This window comes from Mesorhizobium sp. M4B.F.Ca.ET.089.01.1.1 (assembly GCF_004022605.1).
In the GTDB taxonomy this organism is placed as follows: domain Bacteria; phylum Pseudomonadota; class Alphaproteobacteria; order Rhizobiales; family Rhizobiaceae; genus Mesorhizobium; species Mesorhizobium abyssinicae.
In genome coordinates, this window is record NZ_RZOS01000081.1 from 1 (window position 1) to 18,000 (window position 18,000).

The 18,000-nt window shown below is 65.2% G+C and carries 18 protein-coding genes; 8 read left to right on the forward strand and 10 right to left on the reverse strand.

Going from position 1 to position 18,000, the window contains the following annotated elements; all coding sequences use genetic code 11:
- A partial coding sequence (locus EN780_RS10870) for an NAD-glutamate dehydrogenase domain-containing protein (RefSeq protein ID WP_145970990.1) occupies window positions 1-2,829 on the reverse strand: 2,829 nt, incomplete at its 3' end.
- A gap of 140 nt (window positions 2,830-2,969) precedes the next feature.
- Here EN780_RS10870 and EN780_RS10875 point away from each other — a divergent pair.
- Both EN780_RS10875 and EN780_RS10880 read left to right on the forward strand, forming a co-directional pair.
- Window positions 2,970-3,557: a peroxidase-related enzyme gene (locus tag EN780_RS10875; protein WP_128273648.1), complete on the forward strand. Its 588-nt coding sequence runs from the start codon at window positions 2,970-2,972 to the stop codon at window positions 3,555-3,557.
- A 195-nt stretch (window positions 3,558-3,752) separates the two neighbouring features.
- On the forward strand, window positions 3,753-4,076 hold the full coding sequence (locus tag EN780_RS10880; RefSeq protein WP_127284803.1) for a YciI family protein: 324 nt from the start codon (window positions 3,753-3,755) through the stop codon (window positions 4,074-4,076).
- 4 nt (window positions 4,077-4,080) lie between these two features.
- Here the strand turns inward: EN780_RS10880 and EN780_RS10885 are convergent, their stop codons facing one another.
- Window positions 4,081-4,695 (reverse strand): LysE family translocator, encoded by a 615-nt coding sequence (locus EN780_RS10885; RefSeq protein WP_128273650.1) that lies wholly within the window; start codon window positions 4,693-4,695, stop codon window positions 4,081-4,083.
- A gap of 418 nt (window positions 4,696-5,113) precedes the next feature.
- On the opposite strand from EN780_RS10885, the gene EN780_RS10890 reads away from it, so the two are divergent.
- Window positions 5,114-5,740 carry a DUF1062 domain-containing protein gene (locus tag EN780_RS10890; protein ID WP_128273668.1) on the forward strand — a complete coding sequence of 209 codons (627 nt, stop codon included), beginning with the start codon at window positions 5,114-5,116 and terminating at the stop codon, window positions 5,738-5,740.
- Between the two features lie 57 nt (window positions 5,741-5,797).
- Here EN780_RS10890 and typA read toward each other — a convergent pair whose 3' ends face one another.
- Window positions 5,798-7,627 (reverse strand): translational GTPase TypA, encoded by a 1,830-nt coding sequence (typA, locus tag EN780_RS10895; RefSeq protein WP_127309614.1) that lies wholly within the window; start codon window positions 7,625-7,627, stop codon window positions 5,798-5,800.
- A 201-nt stretch (window positions 7,628-7,828) separates the two neighbouring features.
- Between typA and EN780_RS10900 the strand changes: the two genes are divergently transcribed.
- Window positions 7,829-8,107, forward strand: a complete 279-nt coding sequence (locus EN780_RS10900) for a hypothetical protein (protein ID WP_128273652.1) — start codon at window positions 7,829-7,831, stop codon at window positions 8,105-8,107.
- Between the two features lie 108 nt (window positions 8,108-8,215).
- Here EN780_RS10900 and EN780_RS10905 read toward each other — a convergent pair whose 3' ends face one another.
- Window positions 8,216-9,790, reverse strand: a complete 1,575-nt coding sequence (locus tag EN780_RS10905; RefSeq protein WP_128273654.1) for an alkaline phosphatase — start codon at window positions 9,788-9,790, stop codon at window positions 8,216-8,218.
- A 265-nt stretch (window positions 9,791-10,055) separates the two neighbouring features.
- Complete coding sequence (locus EN780_RS10910) at window positions 10,056-11,339, reverse strand: MFS transporter (protein ID WP_128273656.1); 1,284 nt, start codon at window positions 11,337-11,339, stop codon at window positions 10,056-10,058.
- A 70-nt stretch (window positions 11,340-11,409) separates the two neighbouring features.
- On the opposite strand from EN780_RS10910, the gene EN780_RS10915 reads away from it, so the two are divergent.
- A complete protein-coding gene (locus EN780_RS10915; protein WP_128273658.1) occupies window positions 11,410-12,027 on the forward strand; it encodes a TetR/AcrR family transcriptional regulator in 618 nt (205 codons plus the stop codon).
- Window positions 12,028-12,069: 42 nt separating this feature from the next.
- On the forward strand, window positions 12,070-12,660 hold the full coding sequence (locus EN780_RS10920) for a hypothetical protein (protein ID WP_128273660.1): 591 nt from the start codon (window positions 12,070-12,072) through the stop codon (window positions 12,658-12,660).
- A gap of 270 nt (window positions 12,661-12,930) precedes the next feature.
- Here EN780_RS10920 and ppa read toward each other — a convergent pair whose 3' ends face one another.
- The 5 genes from ppa to EN780_RS10955 form a co-directional block, all read right to left on the reverse strand.
- Window positions 12,931-13,464, reverse strand: a complete 534-nt coding sequence (gene ppa / locus EN780_RS10930) for an inorganic diphosphatase (RefSeq protein ID WP_127286597.1) — start codon at window positions 13,462-13,464, stop codon at window positions 12,931-12,933.
- 103 nt (window positions 13,465-13,567) lie between these two features.
- Window positions 13,568-14,074 (reverse strand): GNAT family N-acetyltransferase, encoded by a 507-nt coding sequence (locus EN780_RS10935; RefSeq protein WP_127286598.1) that lies wholly within the window; start codon window positions 14,072-14,074, stop codon window positions 13,568-13,570.
- A gap of 243 nt (window positions 14,075-14,317) precedes the next feature.
- Window positions 14,318-14,956 (reverse strand): TPM domain-containing protein, encoded by a 639-nt coding sequence (locus tag EN780_RS10945; RefSeq protein ID WP_128273662.1) that lies wholly within the window; start codon window positions 14,954-14,956, stop codon window positions 14,318-14,320.
- Window positions 14,957-14,961: 5 nt separating this feature from the next.
- Window positions 14,962-15,825 carry a YgcG family protein gene (locus EN780_RS10950; RefSeq protein WP_245499925.1) on the reverse strand — a complete coding sequence of 288 codons (864 nt, stop codon included), beginning with the start codon at window positions 15,823-15,825 and terminating at the stop codon, window positions 14,962-14,964.
- Window positions 15,826-16,026: 201 nt separating this feature from the next.
- Window positions 16,027-16,659, reverse strand: coding sequence for a LemA family protein (locus EN780_RS10955; RefSeq protein WP_127286603.1), 633 nt, complete (start codon window positions 16,657-16,659; stop codon window positions 16,027-16,029).
- A 165-nt stretch (window positions 16,660-16,824) separates the two neighbouring features.
- Between EN780_RS10955 and EN780_RS10960 the strand changes: the two genes are divergently transcribed.
- Together EN780_RS10960 and pdxY are read left to right on the forward strand one after the other, a co-directional pair.
- Window positions 16,825-17,076 (forward strand): hypothetical protein, encoded by a 252-nt coding sequence (locus EN780_RS10960; protein ID WP_127309625.1) that lies wholly within the window; start codon window positions 16,825-16,827, stop codon window positions 17,074-17,076.
- Window positions 17,077-17,088: 12 nt separating this feature from the next.
- Window positions 17,089-17,973 carry a pyridoxal kinase PdxY gene (pdxY, locus tag EN780_RS10965; RefSeq protein ID WP_128273666.1) on the forward strand — a complete coding sequence of 295 codons (885 nt, stop codon included), beginning with the start codon at window positions 17,089-17,091 and terminating at the stop codon, window positions 17,971-17,973.
- The last annotated feature ends 27 nt before the right edge of the window (window positions 17,974-18,000 follow it).

The following is an 18,000-nucleotide window of genomic DNA, read 5'->3' on the forward strand; positions in this document are numbered from 1 at the left end:
CTTCTTGTGGTCGTAGCCGGCCGAGCCGCCGCTGGCGAAGGCATCGTCCAGCCAGAAGCCGTGCTTCTCGGAAATCGCGTTGGCGGTGTCGGAGAAGGTCGCCGTACCCTTGTCGGCGGCGACGACGAAATAGGGATCGTCAGGATCGCGCCGCACCACGCCGGCCGGCGGGATGACGCCGTCGATGCCGATATTGTCGGTGATCGACAGCAGGCTGGAGACATAGTTCTTGTACGCCGAGGTGCCGGCCTCGAAGATCGCGTCGCGGCTGCCGCCGACCGGCAGGCGCTTGGGATAGAAGCCGCCCTTGGCGCCGACCGGCACGATGACCGCGTTCTTCACCTGCTGCGCCTTGACCAGGCCGAGCACCTCGGTGCGGTAGTCCTGGGCGCGGTCCGACCAGCGCAGGCCGCCGCGCGCCACCGGGCCGAAGCGCAGATGCACGCCCTCGACCTCCGAGCCATAGACGAAGATCTCGCGCCACGGCCGCGGCGCCGGCAGCCCGTCGACCGCTTGCGAATCGAGCTTGATCGCCAGCGACTGGCCTCGCTCTTTCGTTCCGGCAACGAAATGATTGGTGCGCAGCGAGGCTTCGATCAGATTGAGGTAGCGGCGGATGATGGTGTCGTCATCGATGTTCGGCACCTCCTCCAGTGCGTCCTTGATCTTGGCCTTGAGGTGCTTGGCCGCCACCGCGCCTTCGGTTTCGGCCGTCGGCCCGAGGCGGGCGACGAACAGCGCATGCAGGCCACGCGCGATGTCGGGATAGCGGTTGAGCGCGGCGGCGATGAAGTCCTGGCTTTGCGGAATGCCGGCTTGCTGCAGATAGCGGCCATAGGCGCGCAGGATGGTGACCTCGCCGGACCACAGGCCGGCGGTCTGGGCGAGACCGTTGTAACCGTCATTGTCGACGTCGCCGCGCCACACCGACAGAAACGCGTCCTCGAACAGCGCCCCGCCGTCCGTGAGGTCGATCGGCTTGCCGTAGCTGTTCTCCAACTCCATGTCGTGGATGAAGACCATGCCGGACGGATCGTCGCCGACCTCGAAGGTGCGCTCGCTGATGACGCGGAAGCCGATGTTCTCCAGCACCGGCACGCGCCGCGACAGCGCCACCGGGCTGCCATGGTGATAGATCTTGAGGGCCGCCTGGTGCGGCTTCTGGTCGGCATGGCGGTAGTAGTCGATGGCGATCGGATTGGCGGCGTCGATCCTGGCGATCCGCCCGGCATCGGCCAGCGCCACCGCCGGCGAGAAGGAGTCGCGATAGCTTTCCGAAAAGCGCGCGGCGATTGCCGTCAGCGCTCTGTCCGTGCCGGTTTCGGCCGCGGTCTCGCGCAGCGCATCGTCCCAGGTCCGCACGATGTCGCGGATCGCCGCCTCGATGGCCGCCTGTTCGACCTTCGGCGTCTTGCCGCCGGAGCGGCCGATGATGAAATGGACGCGCGCCAGCCCGCCTTCCGGGAAGGCGGGGTAATAGGCCGACAGCCGCCCTTCGAACACGGTCTTGAGATAGGTGCCGATCTTCTCGCGCGCGACGCTGTCGTAGCGGTCGCGCGGCACGAAGACCAGGATCGAGACGAAGCGGTCGAACTGGTCGGCGCGCACCAGCGCCCTGACGCGCGGCCGCTCGATCAGGCCGAGAATGGCCTCGGCATGCTTGCGCAGGATCGGCACCGGCACCTGGAACAACTCATCGCGCGGATAGCTTTCCAGCACGTTGATCAGCGCCTTGCCGGAATGGTCGCTTGGGTTGAAGCCGGACTTGGCGATGATCGTCTCCGCCTTCGACCTGAGATAGGGGATCTTCATCACCGAGCGCGTGTAGGCGGTCGAGGTGAACAGGCCGACGATGCGCAATTCGCCGAGCAGCGTGCCCTTGGCGGTGTAGGTCTTGACGCCGATGTAATCGAGATAGATGCGGCGGTGCACCGACGATTTGGCGTTTGCCTTGGTGACGATCAGCGGCTCCGGACCGTGCAGGAAGGCGCGGATCTCGGGCGTCGTCGTCACCGCTTCGGTGCCGCGCCTCAGCACCAGCACATCCGGGTCGGACAGGATGCCGAGGCCGGGCTTGTCGGCGCGCTCCAGCGTGCCGCTCTTTTCGCCGCCGGTGTATTTGAACTCGCGCATGCCGAGGAAGGTGAAATTGTCGTCGCGCAGCCATTCGAGGAAGGCGATCGCCTCGGTGACGTGCGCCTTGTCGAGCGGCACCGGCGCGTAGCGGAATTCCGAGATCGCCTGGTCGAGGCGGGCGAGCATCGGCTTCCAGTCGGTGACGGCGGCGCGCACCTGGACCAGCAGCTTCCTCAAGCGCCCGGCCAGCGCTTCGGCCTGGTCGGCGGACAGCCGGCCGATATGGACATGCACGACGCTCAGCCGGTCGTGGCTGCCGTCGCCCTTGGCGAAACCGCCATCGCCGAGGATTTCCTCGACGCCAGCCTTGCCATGCCTGACGGTGACGACCGGATGTGTGACCAGCAGCGGCTCGCCGGCGCTCTCGGTGATCTCGCCCAGGATGGAATCGAACAGGAACGGCATATTGTCATTGACGACGGTGACCACCGTCACCGGCCGGCCCTGGCGCGCCACGCCGGAATCGACGTCGATCGCGACGATGCAGTCGCCCTTCTTGTGCCTGGCGACGGCTCGCCCGGCAAGATCGGCGGCACGCTCGAGATCGGCAACCTCGTAGGCGGCGACGTCCTCGGCCGGCGCGCGGGCAAGAAGATAGTCGGCAAGCCGACCCGGCCTTTCGCCTCCCTTCGCCGCGCCTCCCTTTGCTGGAACCGTCTTCTTCGGCTGGCTTGCGGTTTTGAGGCTGGCCATGATGTGAAGTCCCTCCCGTCACATGCTTTTGCGATTATGGTAGCAGATGACCGCCGTTTGGCGACAAAGGTTTGACGGCTTGCAAAGATTCTTCGGAATTTTGATCGCAAATCGGCAGCGAATGAGAAGGACGAAGCCCAATGAGTGCAAGCAAGACCGCCAAAACGACCGGCAAGATCACCGCGCTCGACCTCGCCCAGGCCGAGCTCAGCGAGGCGACGAAAGCCTATTTCGCCAAATGCGAGGAAAAGCTTGGCCTCGTCCCCAACGTGCTCAAGGCCTACGCCTTCGACGAGAAGAAGCTGCGCGCCTTCACTGACATGTACAACGACCTGATGCTGGGCGAGTCCAGCCTGTCGAAGCTGGAGCGCGAGATGATTGCCGTCGTCGTCTCCTCGATCAACCATTGCTACTATTGCCTGACCGCGCATGGCGCCGCGGTGCGCCAGCTTTCCGGCGACCCTTCCCTCGGCGAGATGATGGTGATGAATTTCCGCGCCGCCGACCTTTCACCCAGGCAGACCGCGATGCTCGAATTCGCCGTCAAGCTGACGGAGGAGCCGGCGAAGATCGTCGAGGGCGACCGCGCCGCCTTGCGCAAGGCAGGCTTTTCCGACCGCGACATCTGGGACATCGCCTCGACCGCCGCCTTCTTCAACATGTCGAACCGGGTGGCGGCCGCGATAGACATGCGCCCGAACGACGCGTACCACGCCATGGCACGCTAGGCGGCGGCACTATTTTAGATATCGCGCATTGTCATTGCTTCTCCGCCGTTTTGGTCCGATGATCAAGGATTGCGGCATCGCCGCATATCAACGATTGCGGCATCGCCGCATATCAACACGATTGCGGCTCAGCCGTATATCGCCAAGCGGCATGGCCGCATGCCGGTTCGATGCCGCCGATCAAGGGAGGAGAACATGGCGAAGTTTCTCTATGTCTATCATGGCTCCGGCAAGATGCCGACCGACGAGGTTGAGCGGAAGGCGGCCATGGATGCGTGGACCGGCTGGTACGACAAGCTCGGCCCGGCCGTGGTCGACGGCGGCAATCCGGTCGGCATGTCGAAGACGGTGCTGGCGAGCGGCAAGGTCGAGAACAATGGCGGCAGCAATCCGACCGCCGGCTACACCATCGTCGAAGCCAGGGATATCGACGACGCCGTCGCCAAGGCCAAGGCTTGCCCGATCCTGATGGACCCGGCCTTCACCGTCGAGATCGCGCCGATCATCGAGATGATGTAGCCGTTCAGGAACGGGCCGCGATCGCGGCGGCGGCGCCTGCCATGGTGGCGGCGCTGACGCGGTTGGCGATCTTCATCGCCCGCCTGCTTTTGAGCAGCTTGCGGGCCTGCGCGGCGGCGATCACCCAGGCAAGATCGATGGCGACCAGGACCACCGCCATGGTCGCCGTCAGTTCCATCCAGCCGACGACGCTGACCGAGGCAAGATCGATGATGGTCGGCAGCAGTGCCAGATAGAACATCATGATCTTGGGGTTGCCCAGTGTCACCGCCATGCCGGCGAAGAACAGTTTTGCCGGCGAATCCTCGCGCGGCATCTCGCCTTCCTTCGCCTCGACGGGCGCGGTCCACATCTTCCACGCCAGATAGGCGAGATAGGCGACGCCCGCCCATTTCACGGCGACGAAGGCGAGATGAAAGGTCTGCGCCACCACGGCCAGCCCGAACACCGCCAGCGACAGCCAGATGCCCTCGCCGATCCACATGGCGAGCAGGAACGGGAACACGTCGCGAAAACCCTTCGAGATCACCCTCGCGACAAGAGCGGCGATCGACGGGCCGGGCGAGCCGGCGGCGACGAAAAGCGCGGCGGCGAAGATCAGCAGCGAGGTGAGATGCATGGCCAAAAAACTCCGATCTGAGGTTTGGCTGCCAATCTAGCCAGCAACGGCAGCATTGGCAAAGAACAGGCAATCCCTTCGGTCGCGGCGGCGCCGATCTCGACAATTGCCGTCTTGCCGTTCCCGTCGGCCGCGGCTAGAAGAGCCGCCCCGACATTCGTTTCGAGCTTCACTTTGCCTCAGTAACCGCCGGTCTCGTCAACTCTCCTGAAAACACAGGGCGCTGCAGTTGCGGCGTCCCGATCATTTCATGTGTTCCTCAGGCGGCGGTTCGAGACCGGTTTGGCATTGCTGAACCTGTCGCGCGCCGCGCGACGCCTGATTTCCTTAAAGCCGCAGCTCTCCAGCCACGCCGTGCCCGCCCGGGCAACTCGACATGGCCGACCTGGCGAACTTCCCGACGGGAAGGGCTTTCGGCATGTCTGGACTCTTGCGTATCCGCTGGGCGATCGCGCCCGAGATCGCGCCTCGACCTCTCATCAGCTGCAATCGCTGCGGCGGCCTCAGGCCATATCGATCGAGCGGCAAATTCCGCGTCAACGCCAACGGCAAGCGCATCGACGCCTGGCTGATCTACCGCTGCGTCGATTGCGACAATTCCTGGAATTTCGCCATCTTCGAGCGCCGCAAGCGCCGCGACATCGAGCCGGCGCTGCTCGCGGCGCTCGAAAGCAACGACCCGGCGCTGGCCCGGCGTCATGCCTTCGATGCCGCCGTACTGAGGAGCCACGTCGGACGCATCGAGGAGTTCCCAGACGTCGCCGTTGAAAGGCATGTGCTGGAACGTCGGCCGGAACATACGACCATGCTGGAGCTGCGGCTCACTCTGGAAATGCCTGTGCCCTTGCGGCTCGACCGGTTGCTGGCCGGCGAACTCGGCGTCTCGCGCTCGCGGCTTCAGGCCTGGGAAGAGCGGCGGCAGCTTTGCGTCGAGCTTGATGGCGCCAGGGCGCTGCGCAGGCCGCCGCGCGACGGCATGGCCATCCGTATCGATCTGAGCGACGAACCGGATCGCGACACCATCGTCGCCGCTGCCGGCGCGTAGAAACGAAAAAGGGAGGGAGCAGTGCTCCCTCCCTCGATGATTGCTCCGTCGAAAACCTTACGCCGCGCCGACCGCCTTGGCCGACTTCTCGAAGCGCTTGCGTTCGTTCGGGTCGAGATAAAGCTTGCGCAGCCGGATCGTCTTCGGCGTCACCTCGACCAGCTCGTCGTCCTGGATCCAGGCCAGCGCGCGCTCCAGCGTCATGCGGATCGGCGGCGTCAGCTTCACCGCCTCGTCCTTGCCGGCGGCGCGGATGTTGGTGAGCTTCTTGCCCTTCAGCACATTGACCTCGAGGTCGTTGTCCCTGGAGTGGATGCCGATGATCATGCCCTGGTAGACCTTGACGCCCGGATCGATGACCATCGGGCCGCGATCCTCCAGGTTCCACATCGCATAGGCGACCGATTCGCCCTGCTCGTTGGAGATCAGCACGCCGTTGGTGCGGCCCGGCAATTCGCCCTTGTAAGGCTCGTAGGCGTGGAACAGCCGGTTCATCACCGCGGTGCCGCGCGTATCGGTCAACAGTTCCGACTGGTAGCCGATCAGGCCGCGCGTCGGCGCGTGGAAGACCAGGCGCTGGCGGTTGCCGCCGGAGGGGCGCAATTCGACCATCTCGGCCTTGCGCTCCGACATCTTCTGCACGACGACGCCGGCATGCTCCTCGTCGACGTCGATGACGACTTCCTCGACCGGCTCCAGCAATTCGCCGTTCTCGCCCTTCTGCATGACGACGCGCGGCCGCGACACGGCGATCTCGAACCCTTCGCGGCGCATCGTCTCGATCAGCACCGCGAGCTGCAATTCGCCACGGCCGGAGACGAAGAAGGAATCCTTTTCCGGCGATTCCTCGATCTTCAGCGCGACATTGCCTTCGGCCTCGCGCAGCAGGCGGTCGCGGATGACGCGGCTGGTCACCTTGTCGCCTTCCGTGCCGGCGAGCGGGCTGTCGTTGACGAGGAAGGACATCGTCACCGTCGGCGGATCGATCGGCTGCGCGTGCAGCGGCTCGGTCACCGTCGGGTCGCAGAATGTGTCGGCGACGGTGCCCTTCGACAGGCCGGCGATGGCGACGATGTCGCCCGCCTGGGCTTCGTCGATCGGCTGGCGCTCGAGGCCGCGGAAAGCGAGGATCTTGGAGACGCGGCCGGTCTCGATCTGGGTGCCGTCATGGTGCAGCACCTTGACCGCCTGGTTGGCCTTCAGCGAGCCGGACTCGATGCGGCCGGTGATGATGCGGCCGAGGAAGGGATTGGCTTCCAGGATGGTGCCGATCATGCGGAACGGGCCGGGATGCACGGTCGGCGCCGGCACATGCTTGACGACGAGGTCGAACAGCGGCGCCAGCTGCTGGTCCTTCGGGCCTTCTGGATTTTCCGAAACCCAGCCGTCGCGACCCGAGCCGTAGAGGATCGGGAAGTCGAGCTGCTCGTCGGTGGCGTCGAGCGCGGCGAAGAGATCGAACACCTCGTTGACCACCTCGACATGGCGGGCGTCCGGGCGGTCGATCTTGTTGATGACGACGATCGGCTTCAGGCCGACCTTGAGCGCCTTGCCGACGACGAACTTGGTCTGCGGCATCGGCCCTTCGGCGGCATCGACCAGCACGATCGCCGAATCCACCATCGACAGGATGCGCTCGACCTCGCCGCCGAAATCGGCGTGGCCCGGCGTGTCGACGATGTTGATGCGGGTGCCGTGCCAGTCGACCGAGGTCGCCTTGGCCAGGATGGTGATGCCGCGTTCCTTTTCGAGGTCGTTGGAATCCATGGCGCGCTCGGCGACGCGCTGGTTGTCGCGGAAGGCGCCGGACTGTTTCAGGAGCTGGTCGACGAGGGTGGTTTTTCCATGGTCGACGTGCGCGATGATCGCGATATTGCGGAGGTTCATGTGTCTGGTCTCGGGAGCGTTGCAGGCAGCAGGCCCAGAGGCGCCGCCTTTTTCGGTTGCGCGGCTCATACAGGGTTTTTCGCATTTGCGAAAGGGGAGGCTCGTACCCAAATATGTGGTTACCAATTCTTAAGCGTCTTTGCGTCAAATGTATCAATTCACCAGGGCGGAACCTTTCGGGGTCCGGGCAGTTCGACTCCCATGACCGATTCTTTCATCAGATTGCGTCCGATCCTGGCCTGGGCAGGCCTTACCGTGCTGCTGGCGGTGAGCGCCGCGCAGTCGGCCGCGACACTCAAGGGAAATCCCGCTCTGCCCCCCGACACGCAGACGGCGGAGCAGATGTTCGCCGACGCCCCCGACGGCGTCGACCCCGTTGTGACCGGCCCCGTCAGCGCCGCCTTCAAGCAGCGGCAGCAGGACGCCGGCTGCGACAGCGCCGTGAGGCCGAAGATTCCCGCGACTTGCTATCCGGACTGACGACCACCGGTCGCGGCGGTCGTCCTCCTAGAGACTGTTTCGAAATTCGCTCCGGCGAGTCAGAAAGCGCCAGCAGATGGCCGCCGCAGTAGAATTACCAACAGTCTCCTAAGCCGAGCGCACCGGGTCGAGCGTCACCTTGTAGAGCTCGTTGTCGTCGCGATCCATCAGCCGCACCGTCAGCTGCTCGGTGGCGCCTGAAATGTCGACCAGGCCGAAGAACTGCAGGCCGGCCGACGGCGGCAGGTTCTGGCCCTGCTCGGCGGTCGGCGCCTTGATGAACTTCAGCTCCGGGCCGAAGGTCATGTCGAAATCGTTGGGACCGAACGTGCCGGCATGGATCGGGCCGGAGACGAATTCCCAGAACGGATTGAAATCCTGGAACTGCGCCTTTTCGGGATTGTAGTAATGCGCGGCCGTGTAGTGGACGTCGGCGGTCAGCCACACCGTGTTGCTGATGCCGGCGTTCTTGATGTAACGCAGCAGGTCGGCGATCTCGAGCTCGCGCCCCTTGGGCAGGCCGTTGTCGCCATTGCTGACGGCCTCGGCGCCCACCTTCTTGGTGCCGTCGTTCCACACCACCAGGCCAAGCGGCATGTCGGCGGCAATGATCTTCCAGGTCGCCCTGGAATTCGCGAGTTCCCGCTTCAGCCATTTGGTCTGCTGCTCGCCCAGCATGCGCGATTCCGGCGTCATCGTGTCCTGCATGTCCGGGCCGTTCGGGCCGCGATAGGAGCGCATGTCGAGGAAGAACACGTCGAGCAGCGGCCCATAGGCTATTCTGCGATAGACGCGGCCGGGCTCGGCCGGCTCGTAGCGGATCGTCGTCATCTCGTGGAAGGCGCGCGCCGCCCGCGCCGCCAGCACATGGATGGATTTTTCCGAATAACGGTCGTCGCTGCTGAGGTCCTTGGAATCCGACCAGTTGTTGACCACCTCGTGGTCGTCCCACTGGTAGAAGGTCGGGCAGATGGCGGAGAGGCCGAGAACATTCCTGTCCATCATGTTGTATTTCCACTGCGCCCGATATTCGTCGAGCGTCTGCGCCACCTTGCGCTTCTCGTCGATCAGCACTGCGTTCTTCCACTTGCCGCCGCCGGGCAGGTCGACCTCGTCCTTCATCACGCCGTCGGCATAGATCGTGTCGCCGGAATGCAGGAAGAAATCCGGCGTATGCTTGCCGATGGTGGCGTAGGTCTTCATGCCGGTCTCGTCGATGCCCCAGCCCTGGCCGGCGGTATCGCCCGACCAGGCGAAGCGGATGTCGCGCTTGGAGGCAGGCGCGGTGCGGAAGCGGCCGACGATCGGCTCGGAAACGGCGTTGATGTCGGCGAGGTCGGCCGCGACCATGCGATAGAAGATGTCCTGGTCGGCGGCAAGATCGGTGAGCAGCCGCTTCACCGTGAAGTCGCTGGCCGGCGACGTATCGAGCGGCGCGAGCCTGGTGGCGTTGGCGAAGCTCTCCGTCGACGACACTTCGAACATCACGCGCGCCGGACGGTCCGTGCGCGTCCACACCATGCCGCTTGCGGCATCGACATGGCCGGACTGGACGCCATGGGTGAAGGCAGGCCGCTGGCTGGCGCGCGAATAATAGGGCAGCGCGAGGCCCGAGGCGCCGACCAGGCTGAATGCGCTCGCCGAGCTGACGAAGGCGCGGCGGGTCATCGAGATCTTGTTCATGGCTGTCTCCTGGATGGCGTTGAACGTCGCCCCCAAGCTCCCGCCTCAATGTTTCAGGCGCATCTCGGAACCATGAAGTTTTGATAACAATGAACAGGCTGGCGACGGCGACGCCAGCGCCGGAAGGCGTGACGAGATTCGGGTCAGGACGAGCCGAAAATGGCGGTCTCCGAGAACCGGAGCGGAGCGTACTTAACGTACGTGAGCACCGGAAGCGCAGGAGACCGTCATTTGCAGGCCGGCCTCACCCGAATATCGACGCGCCTCAAGCCGCCTGCGGCTCCGGCTCGAACGCCGGCCTGCTCGTGTTGATCAAGAGCGAGATACAGGCCGCCGCGATCGCGGTCATGCCGGCGATCATGAAGGCCAGCTCGTAGTTGCCCTGCAGCTCGCGCATCGTGCCGCCGAAGGCGGCGGCGGCCGCAGCACCCACCTGGTGGCCGGCGACGATCCAGCCGAAGACGATCGGGCCGCTGCGGTCGCCGAAGGCCTCGTTGGCGAGCCTCAGGGTCGGCGGCACGGTGGCGATCCAGTCGAGCCCGTAGAGCACGGCGAAGATGATCAGGCTGACCGCCGAGAAGCCGGAATAGGGCAAATAGATCAGCGACAGGCCACGGATGGCATAGTAGACGCCGAGCAGCTTGCGCGGATCGAAACGGTCGGTGAGCCAGCCCGACAGCGTCGTGCCGATCAGGTCGAAGATGCCCATCATCGACAACAGGCCGGCCGCCTGCACCTCGCCGATGCCCATGTCGCCGCAGAAGGCGATGAGATGCGTGCCGACCAGGCCGTTGGTGGTGAAGCCGCAGACGAAGAAGGTGGCGAACAGGTACCAGAACACCCGGGTACCGGCGGCGCGGCGCAAGGTGCCGAGCGTATGCGCCAGGAAATTGCCCTGCGAGGCCGGCGGCACCGGCGGCACGTCGTTCGGCTCGGCGCCATAGCGCACCTGGCCGATCGAGGCTGGACGCTCCGGCACCAGCAGCCACACCACCGGCACCAGCGCCGCGGTGGCGATCGCGATGGCGATGGCGACCGGCTTCCAGCCACCCGCCTGCGCCAGCGAGGCAAGCAACGGCAGGAACACCAGCAGGCCGGTGGCGCTCGAAGCCGACATCAGCCCCATCACCAGGCCGCGATTGGTCTTGAACCAGCGGTTGACGATGGTGGCGCCAAGCACGGTGGCGACCGCGCCCGAGCCGATGCCGGAAAACACGCCCCAGGTGATCAGCAGATGCCACGGCTTGGTCATCAGCAGGCTGAGCGCCGTCGAGCCCGACATCACCAGCAGTGAGATAAGCAGCGTGCGGCGCAGCCCGATCCGCTCCATCAGCGCGGCGGCGAACGGCCCGGTCAGGCCATAGAGGAAGATGCCGATCGCGGCCGCCAGCGAGACGACGTCGCGCCGCCAGCCGAAGCTCTCCTCCAGCGGCAGCATCATCACCGACGGCGCCGAACGAAGCCCGGCCGCGATCAGCAGGCAGAGAAAGATGACGCCGACCACGACGAAAGCGTAGCGCTGGCCAAACGGACGAGACTGAGCTATCATGTTACTGACCGGTACGTTGCAATTGGATGGCGCTATGAATACGTACCGGTCAGTAACATTGAGTCGTTGCATGCCATCGGACAAAAAAATTGAAGCGTCCATCAGCTCGGCTCAGCCGCCGGCGCATCCGAAGGCGGCCGACAAGATCCTCGACGTGGCGCGCGACCTCTTCTATCGCGAAGGCATCAGGGCGATCGGCGTCGACGAGATCGTCAGGCGCGCCGGCGTCACCAAGCCCAGCCTCTACCGCAGCTTTCCCTCCAAGGACGAACTCGCCGCCTCCTATCTGCGCAAATACGACCTCGAATTCTGGGAACGCTTCGACGAGGCGGTGGCTGCGCATCCGGGCGACCCGCGCGCGCAGATCGTCGCCTTCCTTACGCGCGTCGGCAAACGCACGCAAAAACCCGACTATCGCGGCTGCGGCATGACCAATGCGGCGGTGGAATATCCCGATCACAGCCATCCGGCGCGCATCGTCAGCGAGGCCAACAAACAGGAACTGCGCCGCCGCCTGCGCGCCATGGCGAGCGCGATGGGCGCCGCCGATGCCGACACGCTTGGCGACGGCCTGCTGCTGCTGATCGAGGGCGCCTATATCAGCGGCCAGTTGTTCGGCCGCGGCGGACCGGCGGCGTCGGTCGCCCGCAACGCCGACTTGCTGATTGAGGCCAGCTTGAAGAAATAGCGATTGGCGGTACGCTGCGGCACCTCACCGGAGTTGTCCGCCATGCGCGCTATTCTGATCCCGCTTGTCCTTGCCGGTCTCTGCCAGGCCGCCCATGCCGGCGACATATCCAGCGTCTACACCGATCTCGACTGGGAGAAGGACTGCGTGACCTACGCGCAGGCTGCCGAGGGCGAGGGCGATTGGGCGAGCCTCGCCTGCTCAGGCTATCGCGGCTATCCGGTGCTGATCGGTTTCGACGACGCCCGCGAATCGCTGTTCTACGGGTTCCCGTCGAGCGACATGACCTCGGTCTGGGAAAGCTTCTCCGGTCTCAATACGGCCGGGCCCAGGGTCGAATGGCGCATCGAGACCAACGGCGACGTCGCCATTCCATTCGCCGTCATCCACCGCCGCGAGGTCAGCAAGCCCGACGGCGAGGACAAGCCGATCCAGGTCCTGGTCGTCGCCAAGGTCGCCCAGCCGGACACCCAGCAGGGCTGCACGATCGGCCTGGTGCTGGCCACCGGCAATCCGCAGGCCAACGACCAGGCGCGCAAGCTCGCCGACGAAAAGGCGAAGACCTTCGCCTGCGGCAAGGACAAGCGCGTGCTGATCGGCAACCCGCCTGACTTTGGCCGCGTGGATAACTGACTTATTACGTCTCGGGGACGACCGCATGAGGAGGGCCGTTCCATCGCAGATAGGCGCTGCCGCCCATTGCCCTGCCGGGCATTTCTCCCCGTATAGTGACCGGGAGAAAGGTGCTCTGATCGATGATTTCGCCAATCGACAACGCCGCCAAACGAACGTCGAGGCTGCGGCAATCTCCCTTCTCCCCGTCACTATACGGGGAGAAGGTGCCGGCAGGCGGATGAGGGGCGGCGCCGACGCTTAGCGGTTTGCGCACATCCCCAGCATATCCTACTTCGCCGCCTTCGCCCGTTCGATCGCGTCGACGATCATCTTCTTGGCGTATTTGGAATCGTGCCAGCCCTCGATCTTGACCCACTTGCCGGGCTCGAGATCCTTGTAGTGCTCGAAGAAGTGCTGCACCTGATCACGCGTGATCTCGGGCAGGTGCGTGTATTCGGTGACGTTCTCGTAGCGCAGCGTCAGCTTGGGCGACGGCACCGCGATCACCTTCTCGTCCTGGCCGGCATTGTCTTCCATGATCAGCACGCCGATCGGCCGCACGTTGATGACGCAGCCCGGCACCAGAGCGCGCGTGTTGCAGACCAGCACGTCGATCGGATCGCCGTCGCCCGACAGCGTGTGCGGCACGAAGCCGTAATTGCCGGGATAGCGCATGGAGGTGTGCAGGAAGCGGTCGACGAACAGCGTGCCGGCCTCCTTGTCCATCTCGTATTTGATCGGCTCGCCGCCGATCGGCACCTCGATGATGACGTTGACGTCTTCCGGCGGGTTCTTCCCGGTGGCAATCGCTTCGATGCGCATGGCTCAAATCCCTCTCTCGATTTGTCAGACCGATAGCGGCGGAAGCGTCATGGTGCAATGCGGCGAATCGTGCGGGGACAATAACGACGCCGGAACGCGGCATTCATTCCCAGACGAAGGCGACCTTCTTCAGCGCCTTTTGCTCGAAGATCTCGACGCCTTCAGCGATGTCGCGGCCGCCGGCGCCGGCATAGAAGGCAAGCGCGTTCTGGTTGTCCTCGAGCGCCCACACGACCATACCTTTCAGCCCGTGATCGGCGAGCCGCGCGCGCGCCGCCCTGAACAGCCGGCTGCCGAGCCCGATCCCCTGGTATTCCGGGCGCAGGTAAAGCTCATAGATTTCGCCCTGCTGCCTGAGCTCGCGGGCGCGGTTCTTGCCGATCGTGGCGTAGCCGGCGATCGTGCCGCCGATCTCGACCACCAGCACGGTGGCGGCACGGCGAATCGCATTCGCCCACCAGTCGGGGCCGCGGCGGTTGATCATCGAGGTCAGCGTGCGATGCGGGATAATGCCTGAATAGGCGCCGCGCCAGGCCTCCTGGTGCACGTCGGCGATCGCGCCGGCATCGCGCGGCTCGGCTTTCCTGATATCGATGATCAGCGTGTTCATGATTGCTTAACCATAAACCCGCATCGCCCGATTGCAAAGAGTCCTGCCAGCCACTCCCATCCTTTCGCACAGGCGGATGATACGCCGACGAGGAGGGCAGAGCCTGGCTGGAAACGCGCTCTGCCGAAGGCGGGTGGCGTGGTTTTCGAGAATCGAAGCGCAGCGGACTTTCTGGTCCGTGAGCATCGGAAGCGCAGAAAACCGCGTCAGGCGTCCGGCAGAGCAGCGTTTACAGGCAGGCTCTCAGATCTCGACGAGATGATCGTCGAGTTCGTTGGCATCGCCTGCCGTGACAGGGAAATGCTCGGCCAGCACCGCGCCCACCGATTCGACGGCCTTGATGAACCCGTCGGCGAGCCGGTCGTCGCCGGCGTGCGCGGTAAGGTCGCGGACCACGCCGTCCCAGACATTCTGGCCGACCTTGCTGTTGATGCCGGCATCGGCAACCACCTCGGCGTAACGCTCGGCGATCGAGACGAAGATCAGCACGCCGGTACGCGCCGCGGTGCGATGGACGTTGCGGGCAAGGAACTGCTTGACCGCGTTGAGGTGCGCCGCCTGGTAGCGCAGGTGGTGCGGCACGAAATGGATGCGCAATCCCGGCAGCGCCCACAAAAGCAGCAGCGCCGAGGCCAGCGCCAGCAGCTCGGCGAAAACGAAATGCGGCAGGCGGATCGACAGCCACCAGGCCTCGAGCCCATAGGCGACGCCAAGGCTGACGATGAGCGTGCCGAGCGTCACCATGAAGGCGGCGGGAAAGAAATAGCCGTCGCTGGCATGCGCCACCACGCAGTAGATCTCGCCGTCGGTCCTCGTCTCGGCGGCGCGGATCGCCCCGGCGATGCGCTCATGATCCTGCGGGCTGATAGGTCGTGTTGCCATCTTTCTCACCAGCTCCCTGAAGATCCGCCGCCGCCGGACGAGCCGCCGCCGCCCGAGAATCCGCCGCTCGAACCGGACGACCAGTTCCCGCCTGAACTCCCGGACGACCAGCCGCTGTCGGAACTGCCCGTCGACCAGCCGCTGCCGCTGCCGGTCGTCCAGCCACGGCTTGAAGTCCGCGCGCCGTGACCGTAGCGAAAGGTCATGCCCAGCCACCGATACACGCCCGGCGACAGTTGCGTGCCGAAGATCGGCGGCAGGAACGCCATCGCCAGGCCACCGAGAAATATCGTCGCCCACAGGATGATGAACAGCATGAGGATGGGATCTACCGGGCTGTCATTGGCCGGATTGCGCTTGCCGCGCGCCTCGAGCTCCTCCGGATTGCCCTCCAGCACCATGATCATGTCGTCGACGGCCTTGCTGATGCCGCCGGAGAAATCGCCGGCGCGGAAGGCCGGCACCATGTCGTTCTCGATGATCAGCTTGGTGTGCAGGTCGGTCAGCGTGCCTTCGAGCCCGTAGCCGACCTCGATGCGCATCTTGCGGTCGTTCTTCGCCACCAGCAGAAGCACGCCGTTGTTTTCCTTGGCCTGACCGAGCTTCCAGAAGCGGAACAGCCGGTTGGCGTAGGGCTCGATTTCCTCGCCGTCGAGGCTGGGAATGGTCGCGACGACGATCTGGTCGGAGCCCTTCTGCTCGAAATCGGCCAGTTTTTGCGTCAGCGCGGCCTTGGTCGCGGCGTCGATGATGCCGGCATTGTCGACGACGCGGCCGGTGAGAGCGATGAGATCGGCGGCGAAGGCGGTGAGCGGGAGGAGGAGGACCAGAAGGGCGAGAAGGACCCCAACGCTCGCACTCCGTCCCACCCCCCTCTGGCCTGCCGGCCATCTCCCCCGCAAGGGGGGAGATTGGCAGCTTCCCCGTCGGCCCACATCTTCAAACGTCCGAGATTGGCGAAAGCGCAGATGACGGCTGATCTCCCCCCTTGCGGGGGAGATGTCCGGCAGGACAGAGGGGGGTGGGACGGAGCTCAAGGCCGACAGGGACCAGACCCGCTAGGTGATCGTTCAACCGCCCTGCTTGGTGCCGAAATCGACCTTCGGCGGCTGCATCTTGTCTTCGTCGACGGTGAAGTTGGCGAAGGGCTCGTTGCTGCGGAACCAGAAGGTCGCCCACAGCACCGACGGGAAGGTCCTGAGCGTCAGATTGTAGTCCTTGACCGCCTGGATGTAGTCGCGTCGCGCCACCGCGATGCGGTTCTCGGTGCCTTCGAGCTGCGCCTGCAGGGCGAGGAAATTCTGGTTGGCCTTGAGATCGGGATAGGCTTCCGACACCGCGATCAGCCGCGACAACGCGCTGGTCAGCCCGGCCTGGGCATCCTGGAATTTCTTGAGGGCTTCGGGATCCTTCAGCGTTTCCGGCGTCACCGTGATTTGCGTCGCCTTGGCGCGCGCCTCGACCACCGCGTCGAGCGTGTCCTTCTCATGCGCGGCGTAACCCTTCACCGTCTCCACCAGGTTGGGGATCAGGTCGGCGCGACGCTGGTACTGGTTCAGCACCTCGCTCCAGGCCGCCTTGGCGTTCTCCTCCGCCGTCGGGATGGTGTTGTAGCCGCAGCCGGCGAGCAGCGGCAGCACGACGGCCATCACCAGCAAGGCCGGCAGATGACGGAAGGGGGAGGAGAGGCGCTGGGCAAACATGATCTGGGTCCCTCGTCGGAAGTTGCACCCGAAGCATTACCACAATCCGCCCGCAAGAAAATGACCTCGGCCGCAAAGCTTCCGCTGCGATCCCGCTGCCTTGCAGGCAGGCCCTGTGAATGGTCGGGCGAACAGGCTAAGGTCCCGGCAAAACAGGACATTGCCATGGCCAAGCGCCAGGACAGCGACACCGAATCGCGCCGCATTCTCGAGCGCGTGGAACGGGAGACCAGCCCGGGCGGCACCTCGTTCATCACCCGGACCGCCAAGGACGCACGCGACCATGTCAACGCCGCGGACGCCGACCGTTCGGATCCGATCGACTATTGGGGCACCCGCATCGGCCGGGTGCTGGGGCTTCTCATCGCCATCGGCCTGCTCGCCTGGCTGGTGTATTTCGCCACGCGTGGCGGTTAGGACTGAAAATCCATGAACGCTGAAAAAGCCGGCGCGCCGCGCGCGGTCATCGTCATCTCCAGCCATGTCGCCCGCGGCTCGGTCGGCAACCGCGCCGCCGTCTTCGCGCTGGAGACGCTCGGCTTCCCGGTCTGGGCGGTGCCGACCGTCGTCCTGCCCTGGCATCCGGGCCACGGCCGGGCGACCCGCATCGTGCCGCCGCTCGACCAGTTCAAGGCGCTGATGGCCGATCTCGAGCGCGCGCCCTGGCTGGGCGAGGTCGGCGCGGTGCTGTCCGGCTATCTCGGCGAGGCTGGCCAGGCCGAAGCTGTCGCCTCGCTGGTCGCCGCCGTCAAGGAAAGGACGCCCAACGCCGTCTATATCTGCGATCCGGTGATGGGCGATTCCGGCGGGCTCTACGTGCCGGAACCCACGGCCATCGCCTTGCGCGACCGGCTGATGCCGATCGCCGACATCGCCACGCCCAACCGCTACGAGCTGGAATGGATGGCCGGCGCGCCGCTTCCAGACCTGAAATCGGTGGTGGCGGCCGCCCTTCACGCCGGCCCCTCCACCATGCTGGTGACCTCGGCGCCGTCGATGATGGCCGGCGGCACCGGCAACCTGCTGCTCGATTCCAGGCAGGCGCTGCTTGCCGAGCATCGCATCATCGACAAGCCGCCGAACGGGCTGGGCGACCTGACGGCGGCCGTCTATCTGGCACGCATCCTCTCCGGCCAGTTGCCGATCAAGGCGCTGCAGTCGACCACGGCCGCCGTCTACGAGATCCTGGCGCGCACTGCCAAGCGCGGTGGCGACGAGCTGCAGCTCGAGACCGATGCGCAGAGCCTGTCGCACCCGATGGCGATGGTGCAGCTGCGCCACCTCCTGCATCCGGGGCGGGACAAGCGGGCGTGACCACCGACGGCCGGATGCTGGTCGGCG

Excerpts from the sequence above, each read along its gene's own strand:
- EN780_RS10900 (WP_128273652.1), top strand. The coding sequence starts at position 7,829 with ATGACCGATTCTTTCATCAGATTGCGTCCGATCCTGGCCTGGGCAGGC.
- pdxY (WP_128273666.1), top strand. The coding sequence starts at position 17,089 with ATGAACGCTGAAAAAGCCGGCGCGCCGCGCGCGGTCATCGTCATCTCC.
- EN780_RS10905 (WP_128273654.1), bottom strand. The coding sequence starts at position 9,790 with ATGAACAAGATCTCGATGACCCGCCGCGCCTTCGTCAGCTCGGCGAGC.
- EN780_RS10910 (WP_128273656.1), bottom strand. The coding sequence starts at position 11,339 with ATGATAGCTCAGTCTCGTCCGTTTGGCCAGCGCTACGCTTTCGTCGTG.
- EN780_RS10875 (WP_128273648.1), top strand. The coding sequence starts at position 2,970 with ATGAGTGCAAGCAAGACCGCCAAAACGACCGGCAAGATCACCGCGCTC.
- EN780_RS10955 (WP_127286603.1), bottom strand. The coding sequence starts at position 16,659 with ATGTTTGCCCAGCGCCTCTCCTCCCCCTTCCGTCATCTGCCGGCCTTG.
- EN780_RS10920 (WP_128273660.1), top strand. The coding sequence starts at position 12,070 with ATGCGCGCTATTCTGATCCCGCTTGTCCTTGCCGGTCTCTGCCAGGCC.
- ppa (WP_127286597.1), bottom strand. The coding sequence starts at position 13,464 with ATGCGCATCGAAGCGATTGCCACCGGGAAGAACCCGCCGGAAGACGTC.
- EN780_RS10890 (WP_128273668.1), top strand. The coding sequence starts at position 5,114 with ATGTCTGGACTCTTGCGTATCCGCTGGGCGATCGCGCCCGAGATCGCG.
- EN780_RS10880 (WP_127284803.1), top strand. The coding sequence starts at position 3,753 with ATGGCGAAGTTTCTCTATGTCTATCATGGCTCCGGCAAGATGCCGACC.
- EN780_RS10960 (WP_127309625.1), top strand. The coding sequence starts at position 16,825 with ATGGCCAAGCGCCAGGACAGCGACACCGAATCGCGCCGCATTCTCGAG.
- EN780_RS10885 (WP_128273650.1), bottom strand. The coding sequence starts at position 4,695 with ATGCATCTCACCTCGCTGCTGATCTTCGCCGCCGCGCTTTTCGTCGCC.
- EN780_RS10935 (WP_127286598.1), bottom strand. The coding sequence starts at position 14,074 with ATGAACACGCTGATCATCGATATCAGGAAAGCCGAGCCGCGCGATGCC.
- typA (WP_127309614.1), bottom strand. The coding sequence starts at position 7,627 with ATGAACCTCCGCAATATCGCGATCATCGCGCACGTCGACCATGGAAAA.
- EN780_RS10945 (WP_128273662.1), bottom strand. The coding sequence starts at position 14,956 with ATGGCAACACGACCTATCAGCCCGCAGGATCATGAGCGCATCGCCGGG.
- EN780_RS10915 (WP_128273658.1), top strand. The coding sequence starts at position 11,410 with ATGCCATCGGACAAAAAAATTGAAGCGTCCATCAGCTCGGCTCAGCCG.